At 69.3% G+C, this 17,915-nt stretch carries 17 protein-coding genes; 1 reads left to right on the forward strand and 16 read right to left on the reverse strand.

Annotated elements, in window-relative coordinates; genetic code table 11:
* Positions 1-5: 5 nt before the first annotated feature.
* The 13 genes from LXM64_RS15355 to dnaK all read right to left on the reverse strand — a co-directional run bounded on the left by LXM64_RS15355 (position 6) and on the right by dnaK (position 13,273).
* Positions 6-1,637, reverse strand: a complete 1,632-nt coding sequence (locus LXM64_RS15355) for a fucose isomerase (protein WP_234073975.1) — start codon at positions 1,635-1,637, stop codon at positions 6-8.
* Positions 1,634-2,539 carry a ribokinase gene (locus LXM64_RS15360; RefSeq protein ID WP_234073976.1) on the reverse strand — a complete coding sequence of 302 codons (906 nt, stop codon included), beginning with the start codon at positions 2,537-2,539 and terminating at the stop codon, positions 1,634-1,636. Before LXM64_RS15360 ends, LXM64_RS15355 begins: the two co-directional genes overlap by 4 nt.
* Positions 2,540-2,546: 7 nt before the next feature.
* Positions 2,547-3,416, reverse strand: coding sequence for a dihydrodipicolinate synthase family protein (locus LXM64_RS15365; RefSeq protein ID WP_234073977.1), 870 nt, complete (start codon positions 3,414-3,416; stop codon positions 2,547-2,549).
* Positions 3,417-3,451: 35 nt separating this feature from the next.
* Positions 3,452-4,189, reverse strand: a complete 738-nt coding sequence (locus LXM64_RS15370) for an SDR family oxidoreductase (RefSeq protein ID WP_234073978.1) — start codon at positions 4,187-4,189, stop codon at positions 3,452-3,454.
* Position 4,190: 1 nt separating this feature from the next.
* Entirely contained in the window at positions 4,191-5,084 is an 894-nt protein-coding gene (locus LXM64_RS15375; RefSeq protein WP_234073979.1) for a carbohydrate ABC transporter permease, read from the reverse strand.
* Positions 5,081-6,007, reverse strand: coding sequence for a carbohydrate ABC transporter permease (locus tag LXM64_RS15380; RefSeq protein ID WP_234073980.1), 927 nt, complete (start codon positions 6,005-6,007; stop codon positions 5,081-5,083). The genes LXM64_RS15375 and LXM64_RS15380 overlap by 4 nt, the downstream gene beginning before the upstream one ends.
* A gap of 56 nt (positions 6,008-6,063) precedes the next feature.
* On the reverse strand, positions 6,064-7,371 hold the full coding sequence (locus tag LXM64_RS15385) for an ABC transporter substrate-binding protein (RefSeq protein ID WP_137418628.1): 1,308 nt from the start codon (positions 7,369-7,371) through the stop codon (positions 6,064-6,066).
* Between the two features lie 41 nt (positions 7,372-7,412).
* On the reverse strand, positions 7,413-8,405 hold the full coding sequence (locus LXM64_RS15390) for a phosphoglycerate dehydrogenase (RefSeq protein ID WP_234073981.1): 993 nt from the start codon (positions 8,403-8,405) through the stop codon (positions 7,413-7,415).
* Between the two features lie 148 nt (positions 8,406-8,553).
* Complete coding sequence (locus tag LXM64_RS15395; RefSeq protein ID WP_234073982.1) at positions 8,554-9,213, reverse strand: GntR family transcriptional regulator; 660 nt, start codon at positions 9,211-9,213, stop codon at positions 8,554-8,556.
* A gap of 76 nt (positions 9,214-9,289) precedes the next feature.
* Positions 9,290-9,733 (reverse strand): heat shock protein transcriptional repressor HspR, encoded by a 444-nt coding sequence (locus LXM64_RS15400; RefSeq protein WP_234073983.1) that lies wholly within the window; start codon positions 9,731-9,733, stop codon positions 9,290-9,292.
* An 82-nt stretch (positions 9,734-9,815) separates the two neighbouring features.
* On the reverse strand, positions 9,816-10,808 hold the full coding sequence (locus tag LXM64_RS15405) for a DnaJ C-terminal domain-containing protein (RefSeq protein WP_234073984.1): 993 nt from the start codon (positions 10,806-10,808) through the stop codon (positions 9,816-9,818).
* A 9-nt stretch (positions 10,809-10,817) separates the two neighbouring features.
* Positions 10,818-11,390 (reverse strand): nucleotide exchange factor GrpE, encoded by a 573-nt coding sequence (locus LXM64_RS15410; protein ID WP_234073985.1) that lies wholly within the window; start codon positions 11,388-11,390, stop codon positions 10,818-10,820.
* Between the two features lie 11 nt (positions 11,391-11,401).
* Positions 11,402-13,273, reverse strand: coding sequence for a molecular chaperone DnaK (dnaK, locus tag LXM64_RS15415; RefSeq protein ID WP_137418618.1), 1,872 nt, complete (start codon positions 13,271-13,273; stop codon positions 11,402-11,404).
* Between the two features lie 261 nt (positions 13,274-13,534).
* Between dnaK and LXM64_RS15420 the strand changes: the two genes are divergently transcribed.
* The gene (locus LXM64_RS15420; RefSeq protein WP_234073986.1) at positions 13,535-14,908 is read left to right on the forward strand and encodes an MFS transporter; all 1,374 of its coding nucleotides are present in this window, start codon (positions 13,535-13,537) and stop codon (positions 14,906-14,908) included.
* Between the two features lie 145 nt (positions 14,909-15,053).
* On the opposite strand, the gene LXM64_RS15425 is transcribed toward LXM64_RS15420, so the two are convergent.
* Genes LXM64_RS15425 through LXM64_RS15435 form a run of 3 tightly spaced genes read right to left on the reverse strand, consistent with a single transcriptional unit; the run spans position 15,054 to position 17,856 of the window.
* Complete coding sequence (locus LXM64_RS15425; protein ID WP_234073987.1) at positions 15,054-15,689, reverse strand: NADPH-dependent F420 reductase; 636 nt, start codon at positions 15,687-15,689, stop codon at positions 15,054-15,056.
* 38 nt (positions 15,690-15,727) lie between these two features.
* On the reverse strand, positions 15,728-16,186 hold the full coding sequence (locus tag LXM64_RS15430; RefSeq protein WP_234073988.1) for a GNAT family N-acetyltransferase: 459 nt from the start codon (positions 16,184-16,186) through the stop codon (positions 15,728-15,730).
* Entirely contained in the window at positions 16,183-17,856 is a 1,674-nt protein-coding gene (locus LXM64_RS15435) for a BCCT family transporter (protein ID WP_419144843.1), read from the reverse strand. Before LXM64_RS15435 ends, LXM64_RS15430 begins: the two co-directional genes overlap by 4 nt.
* Between the last annotated feature and the right edge of the window lie 59 nt (positions 17,857-17,915).

Here is a 17,915-nt window from a genome sequence, read left to right on the forward strand (position 1 = left end):
CCGCCTCACACGGCGACGTCGCCGACCAGGTTGACCCGGATGCCCATGGCGTCGAAGGCCGCGGCCTTCGCGATGAGCGCACGGTCGGCCGTCTCGGCGTCCGGCGCGTAGACGACCTGCGCGTGGTTCGCCTTGTGCCGGGCCATGAACTGGTCGCGGCCGATGCCGTGCAGCACGACGTGGGCGATCGGCCACTCCGGGTTCGTCGCCTCCTTGCGCCGGCGGGTCTCCTGCTCGGGCAGCTCCACCGCGCTCGCCCGGAAGATGTCGGCCTGCAGCACGCCCTCGGCGATGAACACGCGCGAGACGACGAGCTCGCCCGGCTTGCTCACGCCGTTGATCGTCGCGCCGCCCGCGGGGAAGAAGACGTGTCCCTGCCGCCAGCCCTCGGCCTTGTCCCAGCCGCCGAGGTGGGATGCGGGAACGGATCCCGAGATCTCGTAGACCCACACGAACTCGCCGTCGAACTCCTCGCCCCACCGCACATCGTGCAGCGTGTTGTCGGGCACGAGCCCCATCGCGCGCCACACGCGGTCGGTCACGAGCGCGTCGACCGCGACGCCCTCGTCGGCCTCGTTGAAGTGCGGCAACGCCCGCCCCGCGTGCAGTTCGCGGCGTCCGTCGCGAGAGAACACCGGCGGGCGCTCGCTCGTGTTGAGGATGCCCTCGGCGAGATCGGATGCGGGAACGAGATCCTTGAGGCCCTGCTGGTACTGGATGCCGACCGCATCCAGTCCGAAGTCGTCCGCGATGCGCAGGGCGGCGATGTACATCTTCAGCTGCCACTGAACCTGTTCGCGGGTGAGCTCGGTGGCCGGGTCCTCGCCGAAGCGGAACGTCATCCCCCGCTCGACCAGCCAGTCGAACGCGGCGTCGGCATCCGCATCCGTGACCGCGAGCATCTCGGCGTAGAGCGCGGACTGCGACAGACGCTCCTTGTAGATGCCGGTCGGGTTGAGCAGCTCGTCGTCGAAGATCGCGTTGTACATGCCCATGCAGCCCTCGTCGAAGACGCCGATGATGGCCTTCTCCTCGCGCAGTTGCCGCCCGATCGCCTCGCCGAGCTCCCGCTCCGGACTCTCGGGCAGCAGCGGAAGCGGCCGCACGTGGGAGTCGTCGTGGGTGATGCGGCCGGTGCGCGTCCACTCGAGCAGCCCCTGGCGGAACCAGTCGTCCGCGAAGTCGACCGACCAGATCGTGGCGTAGGGCGTCCCCATCTTCGTGAGGCCCGCATTCAGCCCCAGCAGCCCCACGAGGCCCGGCCACTCGCCGGCGAAGTTCGCGACCGTGAGGATCGGCCCGCGGTGGGTACGCAACCCGGCGAGCACGTGGTGCGAGTACTGCCACACCGCTTCGGCGACGATGAGCGGAGCCTCGGCGGGGATGCTCTTGAACACCTCCATGCCCATGCGCTGGCTCGAGATGAAGCCGTGGCCGGTCGCGGGGTCGACATCGTTCGCCCTGACCACGCTCCAGCCGAGGTCGCCGAGCACGCGGGTCACGGCGGCCTCCAGCTCGACCTGCGCGGGCCAGCCGGCGACGTTCGCCGACTCGCGGAGGTCGCCCGACGAGATCAGGTACGCGGTGCGCGCCGGCGCCACGAGAGCGGCGGGTGCGGTGGGGAGGGTGTAGGTCATGATCGATCTCCTTGCAGAGCGGTGAGGATGTCGGCGCGGTGCGGCATCGACGCCGCGGCCCCCGGACGGGTGACGGTGAGAGCGGCTGCGGCGGCCGCGGCCTCGAGTGAGGAGTGGAGCGTGGTGCCGGCGGCGAGCCAGGCGATCAGCACGCCGGCGAAGGTGTCGCCTGCGCCGGTGGTGTCGACGGCGGAGACAGGACGCGCGGCCACGGTGGCCGTGACCTCGCCGCCCTGCGCGACGAGCGCACCCGCGGCACCGAGGGTCACGACGACCGTCCCGGCGGCACGGCTGAGCATGCGCGCGGCGCCCGCCGCATCCGCATCGCCGCTCAACGCGGCGGCCTCGTGTTCGTTGACCAGCAGGATGTCGCTCAGCGAGACCAGCTCGTCGACGTGGGAATCGGGCACGGGCGCCGGTGTCAGCACGGTCGTCACGCCCTGTCCGCGCGCCCAGCGCATGGCCTCGGTCACCAGCGCGACCGGCCGCTCCAGCTGGACGACGAGATAGCCGGCGCCGGCGATCGTGGCACGGTCGGAGTCGGACAACCGGTCGTCCGCGTTCGCCCCCGCGACGACGACGATGGCGTTCTCGCCGTCGTCGGTGACCGTGATGGCCGCGATCCCCGTGGGCTCCGCGCTCGCCGTGAGTCCCGCTGCGTCGATCCCCTGCGCGAGAAGGAAGCCGCGCAGGCGTCCGCCGAACTCGTCCGCGCCGACCGCGCCGAGGAAGCGGACGCTCGCCCCGGCACGCGCGGCGGCGACGGCCTGGTTCAGCCCCTTGCCGCCCGGCCCCGTCGCGAACGAGGACCCGCTGACGGTCTCCCCCGGACGCACCGCGGATGCGACCCGGACGACGAGGTCCATGTTGGCGCTGCCGAGCACGGCGATCGACGAAGCCACGGCGGGCTCAGCGGTACGTCGCGATGACGCGCTCGATCTCGGCGAGCGCCGCCTCGTCGGGCTGCACGAGAGCCATGCGGCAGGTGCCGTCGGCGACGCCCATCGACCGGTAGGCCGCCTTCATCCGGGCCATGTCGCCGCCGATGACCGCGACGATGTCGTCGACGGCCGCCTGCGCATCCGCGATCTTCTCGGCGTCGCCCGTGTCCGCCGCGGCGGCGAGCGCCCGGAACGGCTTCGGCAGCACGGAGGAGACGCCGGAGACGACGCCCTGCGCGCCGACCTGACCGGCGGCCACGAGGTCCTTGTCGGCACCGGTGTAGAGGATGAAGTCGTCCGGAACGGCCGCGCGGTACGCGGCGAGCTCGTCGAGGCTGAGCTCGCTGACCTTGGCCCCCACCACGGCAGGAAGCTCGGCGAGGCGCGCCAGCAGCTCGGGGCTCACGGTGATGCCGCTGCGTCGCGGATAGATGTAGACGTAGAGGGCACCGTCGCCGACCGCCTCCGCGACCTGCACGAAGTAGTCGTAGACCGCCGACTCGGCAGCGGGCAGGTAGTAGGGCGTGAGCGCCGCGAACTCGGTGACGCCCGCATCCTTCGCGATCTTCACGCGCCCCACGGCCTCGTAGGCGCTCGGCTGGCCGACGTGGGCGATGACACGCATGCGACCCCCGAGCTCCGCGACCGCGGCGCGGATGAGCTGCGCGAACTCGCCGTCGTCGACCGCGGGGAACTCACCCGTGGTACCCAGCACGAAGGCGCCTTCATTGCCGGACTCGCCGACGTACCGGAAGATCGAGCGGCTGCCGTCGAGATCCAGCGAGCCGTCGGCGTGGAAGCTGGTGGGGATGGCGGTCACGATGTCGCGACGGGTCATATCGATGCCTTTCGAGAGGATGCGGAGCGAGCCGCTCACGCGTAGGAGGTGTTGGCGGTGGGGGTCAGGACCAGCTCGTTCACGCAGACGCGCGCGGGCTGGCGGGCGATCCAGGCGACGGTCTCGCCCACGTCATCGGGCGCGAGCATGAGGGCGCGCGCCTCGGCGGAGGGCGGATTCGGCCGGGTGTCGAGGATGTCGGTGGCCACCTCGCCGGGACACAGATGCGTGGCACGGATGCCGTGCAGCCGCTCCTGCGCATTGAGCGTCTCCGCCATCACGCCGAGCGAGGTCTTGCTCATGGCGTAGGCGGCGCCCGCGCCGGGCGAGTGGCGCCACGCGGCCCAGGAGGAGACGAGCACGACGAGTCCCGCGCCGGCCGACCGCATCCCGGGCAGCACCGCGTGGACCGTGCGCACCGCGCCCTGGAGGTTCACGTCCATGACGTGCGCGATGTCGGTCGCCGACACCCGGTCCCAGAACCGACCGGCGACGTTCGTGCCCGCGCAGTAGACGAGGGCGTCGATGTGGCCGTGGGTCTCGGCCAGACGAGTGGCCGCCTCCTGGACGGCGTCGTCGTCGGTGACGTCGAGCACGAGGGCGGATGCGGCACCGCCGCGCTGATGGACCGCGTCGAGGGTCGCGTCCAGTTCCGCCGCCCGGCGGCCCGACACCACGACGTGGAAACCGTCGCGGGCGAGTGCCTGGGCCGCGGCGCGGCCGATGCCGGTCCCGCCGCCGACGACCCAGGCGGTGCGTGTTGCCTGGCCCATCTCAGCCCTTGGTCGCGCCGGCGGTCAGACCGCTGACGACGTAGCGCTGCGCGAACAGCGCGACGATCATGACCGGTACCGTGATGACCACCGCGGCGGCCATCAGCCCGCCCCAGTCGACCGACGCGTAGCTCGTGAAGTTCACGATCGCGACGGGCAGCGTGCGGGTGGACTGACTGGACAGCACCAGAGCGAACAGGAAGTTGTTCCAGCTGAAGATGAACGACAGGATCGACGCCGTCGCGATGCCGGGCAGCGACAGAGGGAGCACGACACGGACGAAGGCGCCGATCTTGCTCGAGCCGTCGATCTGCGCGGCCTCCTCCAGCTCGGTCGGGATGCCGTCGAAGAAGCTCGACATGATGGCCACCACGAGCGGCATCGTCACGAACAGGTGCGTGAGGATCAGCACCGTGTAGCTGCCGACGAGCTGCACCTGCGAGAAGAGGAAGTACCACGGGATCAGCAGGCTGACACCGGGGATCACGCGCGCCATCAGCAGGAAGCCGGTCGTGCTGCGCACCTTGTACCGGGCGATGCCGTAGGCCGCCGGTACCCCGATCACGAGCGCGAGCAGGGTGGCCCCGACGCCGACGAGCAGGCTGTTGCCGATGACCGGCAGGAAGTTCTGCACCGTGAAGACGGTCTCGTAGTTCTTGAGCGTCGGCTCGAACGCGAACATCTTGTCGGGGTTCACGACGTCGAGGTTGCGCTTGAAGCTGGCCAGCAGCATCCACACGAGCGGCACGAGGAAGGCGAGCACGACGAGGACGATGCCGACGACGCGCGCGGTCTGCCCGGCGATGTCGATCGGGCGACGCGGGCGACGCTTGGGGGCGGCAGCGCGACGGCCGCGACGGCCGACGGGCTGGACGAGGGCGCGGGTCTCACTCATACCCGGGTTCCTTTCTTGCGAAGGATCGCGAGGGCCAGCAGCACCACCACGATCAGCAGGAAGAAGAGGATCAGCAGCGCCGATGCCTTGCCGTACTGCGAGAACTGGAACGCCTGGCCGTACGCGAGGATGTTGAGCGTCTCGGCCTCATGGCTCGAGCCGCCTCCGATGCCCTTCGTGGCGTAGATGATGTCGAAGGTCTTCATCGCATCGATGGAGCGGAGGATGGCGGCCGCGCCGATCACGGGGGCGAGCAGCGGCAGGGTGATGTGACGGAAGCGCTGCCAGGCGTTGGCGCCATCCACCCGCGCCGCCTCGTCGGGCTCCTCCGGGAGGGTCGACAGGCCGGCGAGGAGGATCAGGATGACCATCGGCGTCCACTGCCAGACATCGATGAAGACGAGGGTGTTCAACGCGGTCGAAGGATCGCTCAGCCAGCCTTGGCGCGGAAGGCCGAGGAACTGCATGACGCTGTTGGCGAAGCCGATCGACGGCTCGAAGATCAGCAGCCACATCATGCCGACGGCGACGGGCGTGGCCACGAGCGGAAGCAGGATGAACACGCGCACCAGGCCCTGACCGCGGAACGTCTTGCGCAGCAGGAGCGCGATCGCGAGGCCCAGGATGAGCTCGATGCCCAGCGCCAGGATCGTGAAGTAGGCGGTGCGACCGACGGCCGGCCAGAAGCGGTCGGTGTCGCTGAGCCAGGTGACGTAGTTGTCGAGGCCGACGAACGAGAAGGGCCGGGTGACGGCGCCCGCCGAGTCGGTGAGGGAGAGGAAGACCGTGTAGCCGATCGGGAAGGCGATCAGCAGCGCGATGAACAGCACCGACGGGACGATCAGGATCCACTTCAGACGAGCGTCGATCCAGTTGAGTGCGCGGTTGCCGAACGTCGACCTGCGCGCGGTGAGCGAGGACACGGAGCCTCCTTGGTCCGGGGTGGCCCCGGGTGGCGCTCGCCGCCCGGGGCCTGAGATCACTTCTCGGAGTCGAGCAGTTCCTGGAACTGCGTGTTCGCGGTCTTGGCGGCGTCTGCGACGTCGCCCCCCTCGATCGCGGTGATGGCGGGACCGCCGACGATCTCGCGGGCCGCGGCGACCTGCTCCAGCTGCGGACGGTCGTGGCCGACGCCGTGGTCGCCCACGTTCTGGATGATCTCGACGAGACCGGCGGGGAAGGATGCGGTGGCCTCCGCGTCGTTCCATGCGGACTCACGCGCGCCGGGAACCGTCTCGTTGGCCAGCAGCCACTTGGTGTTCTCCTCGTTGGTCACCCACTTGATGAACTCCCATGCGGCCTCCTTCTTCTTGGAGAAGGCGTTGATGCCGATGGTCTGCGGGACGATGTTGTAGAACTTCGAGCCGGCCGGTCCCTCGGGGAACTGCGCGAAGCCGACCGTGTCGACGACGGCGCTGTTGTCGGCGTCCAGGAAGGTGTACGCCTGGCTGTCAGCGTCGATGTAGAACGCCGCCTTGCCCTGCGCGAAGAGGGCGGATGCCTCGACCCAGCCCATGTTGGTGGCTCCGGGAGGGCCAGACTCGCGCAGCAGGTCGCCGTAGAACTCGTAGGCCTTCTTCGCCTCCGGAGTGTCGACGCTGGCGTTGCCGTCCTCGTCCTGGAAGTCGCCGCCGAAGCTGTAGAGGAACGACGACAGCTGGGTGACCAGCGGCACGCGGGAGCCGCGCATGGCGATTCCGTACATCCCGTTGTCCGGGTCGTTGAGCGCGGCGGCTGCCGACTTCAGCTCGTCGAGCGTCTTGGGCACGGGGATGCCCGCGGCCTCGAGCAGGTCGGTGCGGTAGTAGACGATCTGACGCTCGGTCATGACAGGAACGCCGTAGACGACTCCGTCGAGCTCCACCGCGTCACGGGCAGCGGACTGGAAGTCCTCCCAGTTCCAGTCGGCGTCGCTCTCGACCTGCTCGGTCATGTCGGTGAGCCAGCCGTTGCGCGAGAACTCGCGCATGACGTCCTGCACCTGGAAAGCCATGACGTCGAAGTCGGCGGACTGCGCGTTGAGCTTGACCTTGTAGTTGTCGTTGAGCTGCTCGTTGCCGTAGGCCTCGATGTTGACCTTGACGCCGGTCTCCTGCTCGTACTGGGTGCCGAGGGTCTTCAGGCCTTCGACCCAGGGGCTGTTGGCGGCGACGACCGTGATCTCGGAGACGTCGGCGGAGTCGCCCGCGTCGCCTGTGCCGCCCGCGCAGGCGGTGAGGCCCAGGGCCGCGACGGCGCCGGCGGCGAGACCGATGACCAGCCGACGGGGTCTGCGTGTCGTGAACATCGTTGTTCCTTTCAGGAGGTGGGTGGTGCGTGGGATTCGGGTCAGACAGCGAGGGCGGCCGGAACGCGGCCCGCGAAGACGTCGACGATGGCCTGCGCGGTGGCGAGGCCGATGCGCTCGTACGCCTCCGCACTGTCGGCGGCCGCGTGGGGGGCGACGACGACATTGGGGAAGGAGAAGAGGGGGTTGTCCGCGGCGACGGGCTCCACCTCGAACACGTCCAGTCCTACCCCGCCGATGCGTCCGGACGCGAGTCCGCGCACCAGCGCCGCCTCGTCGACCAGGCCGCCGCGGCTCGTGTTGATGAGAAGGGTGCCGGGACGCATCGCGGCGATCAGCTCGTCGTCGACCGTGTGGTGGGTGTCGGGCGTGTGCGGGGCGTGCACCGAGACGATGTCGACGTCGCGCACGACATCCGTGACGCGGTCGACGATGCGCACGCCCAGTCGCTCGGCCGCCTGGCGGTCGGCGAACGGGTCGAAGGCCACGAGGTCGACGTCGAAGCCGGTGAGGCGGCGGGCGACGGTCTGCGCGATGGCACCGAAGCCGATGAGGCCGATGCTCTTTCCCGCGAGCTCTCGGCCGACGTAGCGATCCCACCGACCGTCCTTCGTCGCGGCGTCAAGCTCGGGGATGCGGCGCAGCAGCGCGAGCATGAAACCGATCGCCAGTTCGGCGACCGCCGCGGCGTTGCCGCCGGGGACGTTCACGACGCGGATGTCGCGGGCGCGGGCTGCGTCGAGGTCGATGTTGTCGAGTCCCACGCCGAGGCGCGAAATGATCTGCAGCCGGCCGGCGCGATCGAGGGCATCGGCGTCGTAGACCTCGACGCCGGCGACGGCGGCATCCGCATCCGCGATGCGTGCGTGCAGTTCTTCGGCGGTCCACGGCACGGTGGACTCGTTCTCGACGAGCGTGAAGCCGTGCTCGAGAAGCAGTGCACGGCCGGAGGCGCAGAGGGCCGGGTAGCGGACCGGCCCGACGATGACGGTGCGACCTGCACCCACCGGTGCGGTCGAATCGTGTCCTGCCATCTGGGAGCCCCTCCTCGAAACGGGTCTGGGCTGCTCCAGGCGGAGCGACCGGTCACCGTTGAACGATCTGTTTTCTGTTAACAGTCAACATAGGACAGTGTGAGGGCCGTGTCAAATACCCGCCAGGCGGGTATCGACGGCGGAGGCGTCAGTGAGCGGCGTCGGGCAGGCTGCGCAGGGCGTCGCGCACGTGACCCTTGGCGAGGGTGAGGTGAAGGTGCAGCCGCTTGACGGCGGCGTCGGCATCACCGGTGCGGATCACATCGAGAAAGCCCTGATGATCGGCGGTTGCCGAGGCGATGTCGCTCGTGTCGCTGAGCTCGAACAGGATGGCGAAGATGCGCTGGTACGGGCGCCACGCCTCCATCAGCCGACGGTTGCGCGCGTTGACGTAGAAGCTCGTGTGGAACTGCATGTCCGCATCCGCGAAGCGCTCGCCGTCGTCGCTCTCGGCGGCCGCCGCCATGTCGTCGACGATCGCCTGCACACGGTCCCAGTCCTTGGAGCTGGCGTTGGCGATGGCGAGCCGGATGGCGAGGGACTCCAGCACCTCGCGCAGCATGTACAGCTCCTCGATGTCGGTCATGCCGACGGCGCGGGTGTAGATCCGTTTGCGGCGGTCCTCGACCAGGCCCTCCGCCTCCAGGTGGCGCAAGGCATCGCGCACCGGACCACGGCTGACGTCGAAACGCGTGGCGAGGGCGTCCTCGGCGAGGTGCGTGTCGGCGGGGATGATCCCCTTGATGATCTCGACGCGAAGACGATGGGCTATCTGGTCACCCATCGCAAGGGGGCGGAGATCGGACACGAGCACCTCACTGTCGTCGGTTAACAGTCAGCGTTGCATCGTGCTCGTCCGCGGGTCAAATCGCCGCGCGGTGGACTCAGTCCCCGGGCGGCAGCTCGCGCCGGGGTCTCCACACCACGATCTCGGTGGAGCGACGCACACGCGTGCCCGAGCGCAGCGGGACCACGGAGCCTGAGGGGCCGGCGGCGAACACGCGCGCTCCGGGCCGCCGCTCGAGCTCGGCGCGCATCGCGTTCTCGAGGTCGCGTACCCGGCCGTGAAGCTCCCGCACGCGGTTCTCGAGCTCGATGATGCGGGCGATGGCGGGAAGGCTCATGCCGTCCGCCGACAGGCGCGAGACCTCGCGCAGTTGTTCGATGTGGCGCACCGAGTACCGGCGCGATCCGCCCTTCGTGCGTCCGGGTACGACCAGTCCCAGCCGGTCGTACTGCCGCAGGGTCTGCGGGTGCATACCGGCGAGTTCCGCGGCCGTCGCGATCGCGAACACCGGCGCCTCGTCGTCGATCTCGTTCTCGTCCATCCCGCTCACCTCCTTGCCCCGATCGTCTCGTCGTCCGCGGGTGCCGCATCCGGATTCGGATGCGGCACCCGCGGATCATTCGTCAGTTGCGCGCCTTGGCCATCAGCTCGGCGCGCGGGTTCTCCTTGGGCTCCAGCTCCTGGAAGCGTTCGAGCGCCTCCTTGGCCGCATCGTCGAGGTGGGCGGGAACCGCCACCTGCACCTCGGCGAGCAGATCGCCCGTGCCCTTCTGGGTATGCACACCGCGTCCCTTGACCCGCAGGACCCGGCCCGACGGCGTGCCCGGAGCCACCCGCAGGCGCACCGGGTCGCCACCCAGGGTGGGGACCTCGATCGTCGCGCCGAGCACGGCCTCGGTGAAGGTGATCGGCACGGTCAGGCGCAGGTTGAGCCCGTCGCGCGTGAAGACCGGATGCGGCCGCACCGAGACCTGCACGACGATGTCGCCGGCCTCGCCGCCGTCGGGTGAGGGACGTCCGCGGCCGCGGAGTCGGATCTTCTGCCCGTCGGCGACACCGGCGGGGATCTTCACCTTGAACGGCTTGCCGTCCTCGCCCTGGAGCGTGATGGTCTCGCCGCCCACGGCCGTGGCGAAGTCGAGCGTCGTCCGCGCGGTGACGTCGGCACCCTTGGTGGGGCCGCCGAAGCCGCGGTAGCCGCCCGACGTCTGACCGAAGCGGCCGGATCCGAACGTGCCCCCGCCGCCGCGGTCGAACATCGTGAAGAAGTCCTCGAAGCCGCCCGAGTCGAACTGGCTGCCGCCACGGCCCTGGCCGAAGCGCGAGAACACGTCCTCGAAGCCGCCCGCGCCCGCGCCGCCCGCGGTGAAGCGGGCGCCGGAGCCCATGGCGCGCATCTGGTCGTACTCCTCACGCTGCTCCTTGTCGCTGAGCACCGAGTACGCCTCGCTGATCTCCTTGAAGCGCGCCTCGGCCGCCGCATCCCCGGGGTTCGAATCCGGATGGTACTGGCGGGCGAGCTTGCGGTACGTCTTCTTCAGATCGGCGTCGGAGACGTCCTTCGCGACGCCGAGCACCGCGTAGAAGTCCTTGTCGAACCAGTCTTGACTGGCCACGTTCTCCTCCTAGTCCGCCGGCACGGCGACCACGACCTTCGCGGGGCGCAGCTCGACGGAGCCGAGTCGGTAACCGACCTCGACCACCTCGAGGATCGTCGCCTCGGTCTGGCCGGGTGTCGGCTGTTGGAAGATCGCCTCGTGCTGCTGGGGGTCGAACGCATCGCCGGCCGCACCGTAGGTGACCAGGCCCATGCGCTCGGCAACGCCGCGCAGCTTCTCGGCGATCGCCGCGAACGGGGTGCCATCGGCGAGGTCGCCGTGCTTGGCGGCACGGTCGAGGTCGTCGAGCACGGGCAGCAGGTTCTTGGCGACCGAGCCCTTCGCGCGCTCGATCTCCACCTCCCGCTGCTCCTCGGTGCGACGCCGGTAGTTGGCGTACTCGGCCTGCAGGCGCTTGAGGTCTCCCAGCAGGTCGGGGTCCTCCGCAGCCGCATCCGCGTTCTGCTCGGCACCCAGGATGTCGTCGACCGTCAGCTCCGGCTCCTGCGAAGCGGGGTCGGAGGCGTGCGCCTCCGACCCCTCCTCGCCGGGCCGAACCTCGTCGCCGTCGTCCGGCTGTTCGAAGTTCTTGTCCGTCATGGTCGTATCTCTTACTTCTTCTCGTCCTCGTCGTCGACGACCTCGGCGTCGATGACGTCCTCCTCGGGGTTCGGCGTGGTGCCGCTGCCCGGGTCGGTGGCGGACGGGTCGGCGGGCTGACCCTCGGCCTGAGCGGCCTGGTACAGGGCCTCGCCCAGCTGGCTCTGGCTCTGGTTGAGCTTGTCGAACGCGGTCTTGACCGCGTCGTCGTCCTCACCGGCGAGCGCTGCCTTCAGCGCGTCGACGTCGGCCTGCACGGAGTCCTTGACCTCGGCGGGCAGCTTGTCGGCGTTCTCGGAGATCAGCTTGTCGACGGAGTACGAGAGGGTCTCGGCCTGGTTGCGGGTCTCAGCCGACTCGCGCCGCTTCTTGTCCTCCGCGGCGTGCTCCTCGGCCTCGCGCACCATGCGCTCGATGTCCTCCTTGGGAAGCGACGAGCCGCCCGTGATGGTCATCGACTGCTCCTTGCCGGTGCCCTTGTCCTTCGCCGAGACGTGGACGATGCCGTTCGCGTCGATGTCGAAGGTGACCTCGACCTGCGGGATGCCGCGGGGGGCCGGGGCGATGCCGGTCAGCTCGAACGTGCCGAGCGGCTTGTTGTCGCGGGTGAACTCGCGCTCGCCCTGGAAGACCTGGATGGCGACCGACGGCTGGTTGTCGTCGGCGGTCGTGAAGGTCTCGCTGCGCTTGGTCGGGATGGCCGTGTTGCGCTCGATGAGCTTGGTCATGATGCCGCCCTTGGTCTCGATACCGAGGCTCAGGGGGGTGACATCGATGAGCAGCACGTCCTTGCGCTCACCCTTCAGCACACCGGCCTGCAGGGCGGCACCGACGGCGACGACCTCGTCCGGGTTGACGCCCTTGTTGGGCTCCTTGCCGCCGGTGAGCTTCTTGACGAGCTCGGTCACCTGCGGCATGCGGGTCGAACCACCGACCAGCACGACGTGGTCGATGTCGTCGACCTTGATGCCGGCCTCGCGGATGACGTCGTCGAAGGGCTTCTTCGTGCGGTCGAGGAGGTCCTTGGTGAGGTCCTCGAACTTGGCACGCGAGAGGGTCTCGCTCAGCGACACGGGGCCCGAGTCGGTCAGCGACAGGTAGGGGAGGTTGATCGAGGTCGAGGTCGAGCTCGACAGCTCCTTCTTCGCCTGCTCCGCGGCCTCCTTGAGGCGCTGCAGCGCGATCTTGTCGCCGGAGACGTCGACGCCGGTCGTGTCCTTGAACTGCTTGATGAGGTAGTCGACGACGCGCTGGTCCCAGTCGTCGCCACCGAGGCGGTTGTCACCGGCGGTGGAGCGCACCTGGATGGTGGAGAAGTCGTCGTCCTTGCCCACCTCGAGCAGCGAGACGTCGAAGGTTCCGCCACCGAGGTCGAAGACGAGGATGAGCTCGTCCTCCTTGCCGCGGTCGAGGCCGTAGGCCAGAGCCGCAGCGGTGGGCTCGTTGATGATGCGCAGGACGTTCAGGCCCGCGATCTCGCCGGCCTCCTTGGTGGCCTGGCGCTCGGCGTCGTTGAAGTACGCCGGAACGGTGATGACCGCATCCGTCACGCTGTCACCGAGGTACTGCTCGGCGTCGCGCTTGAGCTTCTGGAGGATGCGGGCCGAGATCTCCTGCGGCGTGTACTGCTTGCCGTCGATCGCCTGCGTCTTCCAGTCTGTGCCCATGTGGCGCTTGACCGAGGTGAGCGTGCGGTCGACGTTGGTGACGGCCTGACGCTTGGCGGTCTCACCCACCAGAACCTCGCCGTCCTTGGTGAAGGCGACGACGGACGGGGTGGTGCGGAAGCCCTCCGCGTTCGCGATGACCTTCGGCTCGCCGCCCTCGAGGACGCTGACGACGGAGTTCGTCGTACCGAGGTCGATACCTACTGCACGGGGCATGTGTTTCCCTCTCCCTTTGCAAGGGCCTCCGCGGATGCGACGGCCCGATGTGTGTGAAATCTGCTCGCGGGCTCAGGTTGAGCCGCGATGACTCAAGGATAGACACATCGATCCTGAGCGTCAAGTGAACTTGATATGAATGCGCTCAACTTTGTTCGTCGGGGATGCGGGTGGCAGCGGCTACGCTGAGCGCACCGCGACGACGCGGGCCGGCGCGTCCGCGGCACCGGCTGTTCACCGAGAGGTCCTACCGTGCCCGACATGTCCGACTCGCCTGTCCCGGCCCCCGCGGAAGCTGCGGCGGCATCCGTCGCCGGCACCCCCGCCCCCGAACGCACCCGCCGCGGGCCGGTGATCGCGTGGGGCCTGTGGGACTGGGGATCGGCGGCGTTCAACGCGGTCGCCACAACCTTCGTGTTCACGGTGTACCTGACCAGCAGCTCGTTCGGGAGCACGGCCGAGACCTCGGCGGCCATGTCGTTCGCCCTCGCCGCGGCCGGCATCGTCGTGCTGCTCACGGCCCCGGTCACCGGTCAGCGCTCGGACGTGTCGGCGCACCGCAAGCGCTGGCTCGCCATCAACACGGCCGTGGTCGTGCTGATGCTCGCTCTCATGTCGCTCGTCGCCCCCGACCCGGCGTTTCTCTGGCTCGGCCTCGCGCTGCTCGCGATCGGCACGGTGTTCTTCGAGCTCGCATCCGTCAACTACAACGCGATGCTCGCGCAGGTGTCGACGCCGAAGACCGTCGGCAAGGTGTCGGGCTTCGGCTGGGGTATGGGCTACCTCGGCGGCATCGTGCTGCTGCTCATCGTCTACTTCGGCTTCATCAGCCCCGACGTCGGGCTATTCGGCGTGACGAGCGAGAACGGCTGGGCCGTGCGCGTGTCGATGATCGTCGCCGCGGTGTGGTTCGGGCTGTCCGCGATCCCGGTGTTGATCGCCGTGCCCGAGAACAGGGTCCTGCGTCCGATCGAGACAGAGCGGGTGGGCGTGTTCGCGTCGTACGGGCTGCTCTTCCGCAACATCGCGAAGCTGTGGCGGGAGAGCCGCCACACGGTGTACTTCCTGTTCTCCAGCGCGGTGTTCCGCGACGGCCTGACGGGCGTCTTCACCTACGGCGGCGTGCTGGCGGCGGGCACCTTCGGCTTCAGCCCCGGCGAGGTCATCATCTTCGCCATCGCGGCGAACGTCGTCGCCGGCCTCGCGACGATCGCCTCCGGCCCCCTCGACGACCGCTTCGGCCCGAAGCCGCTGATCCTGGTCGCGCTCATCGGACTCATCGTCAGCGGCTCGTGCATCTTCATCTTCCACGCCGGCGGCGCGGGCATGTTCTGGGTGTTCGGCCTGATCCTGTGCCTGTTCGTCGGGCCGGCGCAGTCCGCATCCCGCACCTTCCTCGCCCGGCTCATCCCGCCCGGGCGCGAGGGTGAGGTCTTCGGCCTCTACGCCACGACCGGCCGCGCCGCGGTGTTCCTGGCACCCAGCGCGTTCGGACTGTTCGTGGTCATCGGCGGCGAGCAGTACTGGGGGATCCTCGGCATCGTGCTGGTGCTGGCCATCGGCCTCGCGATGCTCATCCCGGTGCGCGCCGCATCCCGCCGCCTCACCGCTTCTTCCTCGTCACCCGCCCCCTAGACCGCGAGACTGCATCTTTCGCACGAGATCACGGGTAAATCCAGTGATCTCGTCATGGAAATGGGCCCACGCGCCCCGAGGCTCCGCGTCCGCGTCGCGGGCGTGGAGAGGGCGTGGGGACAGTCTCGCGGTAGGGGGCTGCGGGTCAGCGCGTGGCGCGGGCCAGGTTGGCGCGCAACTCCTCGGCGTTCTGGCGCACGACGTAGGCGGGCTGGTCCCGCTCGACGCGCCAGCTCTCGGCCAGCGGACCGGTCGAGACCGTGTCGTAGCCGAACTCGTCGTAGAGGGCGGTGATGAAGGCGAGACCCTCGTCCGTGTCGGCCGCCGTCGCCAGCGCTCGGCGGTTCTCAGTTCCGGCGGGGGTGCCGTCGGTGTTGATCTGGGCGGCCATGATGTGGTTGAAGCCCTTCACCACGGTGGATGCGGGCAGCCGCTCCTGCAGCATCTCGCTGGTCGTGGTCCGCTTGTCCTCGAGCGCCTGGATGCGGCCGTCCCGCTCCCAGTAGTAGTTGTTCGTGTCGACGACGATCTTGCCCGCGAGCTCCGCGACCGGCAGCTGGTCGATGGCCTTCAGCGGCACGGTGACGACGGCCCACTCGCCGAAGGCGGCCGCATCCGCTGCCGTGGCGGCATGCGCCTTCGGGCCGAGCTCCGCCACGAGGCCTGCCAGCGTCTCGGGCCCGCGGGAGTTGGCGATCGCCACCTCGTATCCGCGGTCGACGAGGCCCTTCGCGAGGGCCGATCCGATGTGTCCTGCTCCGATGATTCCGACGCGTGTCATGAAGAAGGAGAACGCGGACGGATGCGGCGCATTCCCGCTCAGTCGGCGATCCGCCGCATCGGCACGTGGGGGATGCCGTCCTCGTGGAAACGTTCGCCGTCGACGGTGAACCCGAAGCGCGCGTACCAGGGCGCGAGGTGCTCCTGCGCGTCGAGGACGATCGCCGCACCGGGCCAGCGCTCCCCCGCGCGCAGCACGGCACGCGTCATCAGCTCGGCAGCCACGCCCCGCCCACGGGCGGCCTCGGCCGTCGCCACGCGCCCGATGCGTGCGTGACCCGTGTGTTCGTCGTGCAGCAGGCGGAGGGTCGCAACGACCTCACCCTGCTGCTCGGCCCAGAACAGCTCCGCATCCGGCTCGAGGTCGCGCCCGTCGAGCTCGGGGTACGCCGCGGCCTGCTCGACCACGAACACCGTGACGCGCAGCCACATCAATCGATACAGGGTCTCGGCGGGGACGTCCGAGAGACGGGCGGCGCGGTAGGAGAGCTCTGTCACTCCTTCACGTTAGTGCGGGGGCGCCGCATCCAGGCCGGCATACGCAGCCCGCCCTCGTTCTCCTGCTCGACCTCGAGACCGTAGTGGTCGCCGATCTGCTCGAGCAGCTGTGCGCGTTGCGCCCGGTCGTACACCCGCCTCTCGCGCTGGAAAGCGACGATCGTCGCCCAGCACATGAGAAGCATCACGACGCTGAAGGGCAGCGCGATGAGGATGGCGGCGGACTGGAGTGCCGTGAGGCCGCCGGCGATCAGCAGTGCGATGGCGAGCACGGCGGTGGCGAGGGTGAAGAACACGCGCACCCAGCGCTTCGGCTCGGGGTTGCCGCCGGTCGCGAGCATCGCCATGACGAGCGCCCCCGAGTCCGCGGAGGTGACGAAGAAGATGGCGATCAGCACGATCGCACCGATCGTCAGCACGGGAGTGCCGGGCAGGAACTCGAACAGGCGGAACAGGGCGCCCTGCAGATCGACCTCACCGTCGGAGAGCATCGAGCCCGGGTTGTGCAGCTCCTGGTACAGCCCCGACCCGCCGAGCACGGCGAACCACAGGATGCCGACGAGGGTGGGCACCAGCAGCACGCCCATCACGAACTGACGCACCGTGCGGCCGCGGCTGACGCGCGCGATGAAGACGCCCACGAACGGAGCCCACGCGATCCACCAGCCCCAATAGAACGAGGTCCACGCCGCCTGCCACTCCTCGCCCGCGGTGCCCTGGAAGGCACTGACCGTGAAGCTGAGGCCGACGTAGTTCTGCAGGTAGGCGCCGATCGACTGCACCCACTCGCGCAGGAGGTACTCGGTCTGCCCGAACACCAGGACGAACACGAGCAGGACCCCTGCGAGGATCAGGTTGGCGCTCGAGAGCCACTTCATGCCCTTGGTCACGCCGGACAGCACCGAGAAGAGCACGAACACGGTGATGACGGCGATGATCAGCACGTTCATGAGCGTGTCGGGCTCGGGCAGGCCGGTCGCCTGCAGCCCGGAGCCGATCTGCAGCACGCCGAGGCCGAGCGAGGTCGCGACGCCGAAGATCGTGCCGCACAGCGCGATCGCGTCGATGGCGTTGCCCCACCCGCCGCGCACGCGGCGCCCGAGCAGGGGCTCCAGCGCCCAGCGGATGGAGATGGGGCGCCCGCGGCGGTGGATCGCGTATGCGAGGGCGAGCCCGACGACGACGTAGATCGCCCAGGCCTGCACGCCCCAGTGCAGGTACGTCTGGGTGAGCGCGCCCTGCGCGAGTTGCTCCGGCGTCCCGGTCACACCGGGGCGGGGGTCGACGTAGTGGCTGAGCGGCTCGCTCACCCCGTAGAACACGAGGCCGATGCCCATTCCGGCCGCGAACAGGAGCGAGAACCAGGCGCCGATCGAGAACTCGGGCTCGTCGGTGTCCTTGCCCAGCTTGATGTCACCGAAGCGGCTGAAGCCCATGAACAGGGCGAAGGCCACGAAGAACGCCGCGATCAGCACGTAGTACCAGTTGAAGGTGTTCACGATGCCGGTCTGGATGGTGCCGAAGAACACCTCCGCCGCATCCGGGAAGATGATCGCGAATGCTGCGGCGATCAAGACGACGGATGCGGCGGGCCAGAAGACCCACCGGGCGATTCCTCGCGTGGGCGCGGATGCGGGCGGGGTGGCCGATTCGGGTGCGGTTGTCACCACCCCACCGTAGACAAGAGGCGCGAGACGCCCCCTCGCCTCTTGTGCCTCGCGGCGCCGCG

Origin of the sequence: Microbacterium binotii, assembly GCF_021398715.1 — a bacterium.
Taxonomy (GTDB): Bacteria; Actinomycetota; Actinomycetes; order Actinomycetales; family Microbacteriaceae; genus Microbacterium; species Microbacterium binotii_A.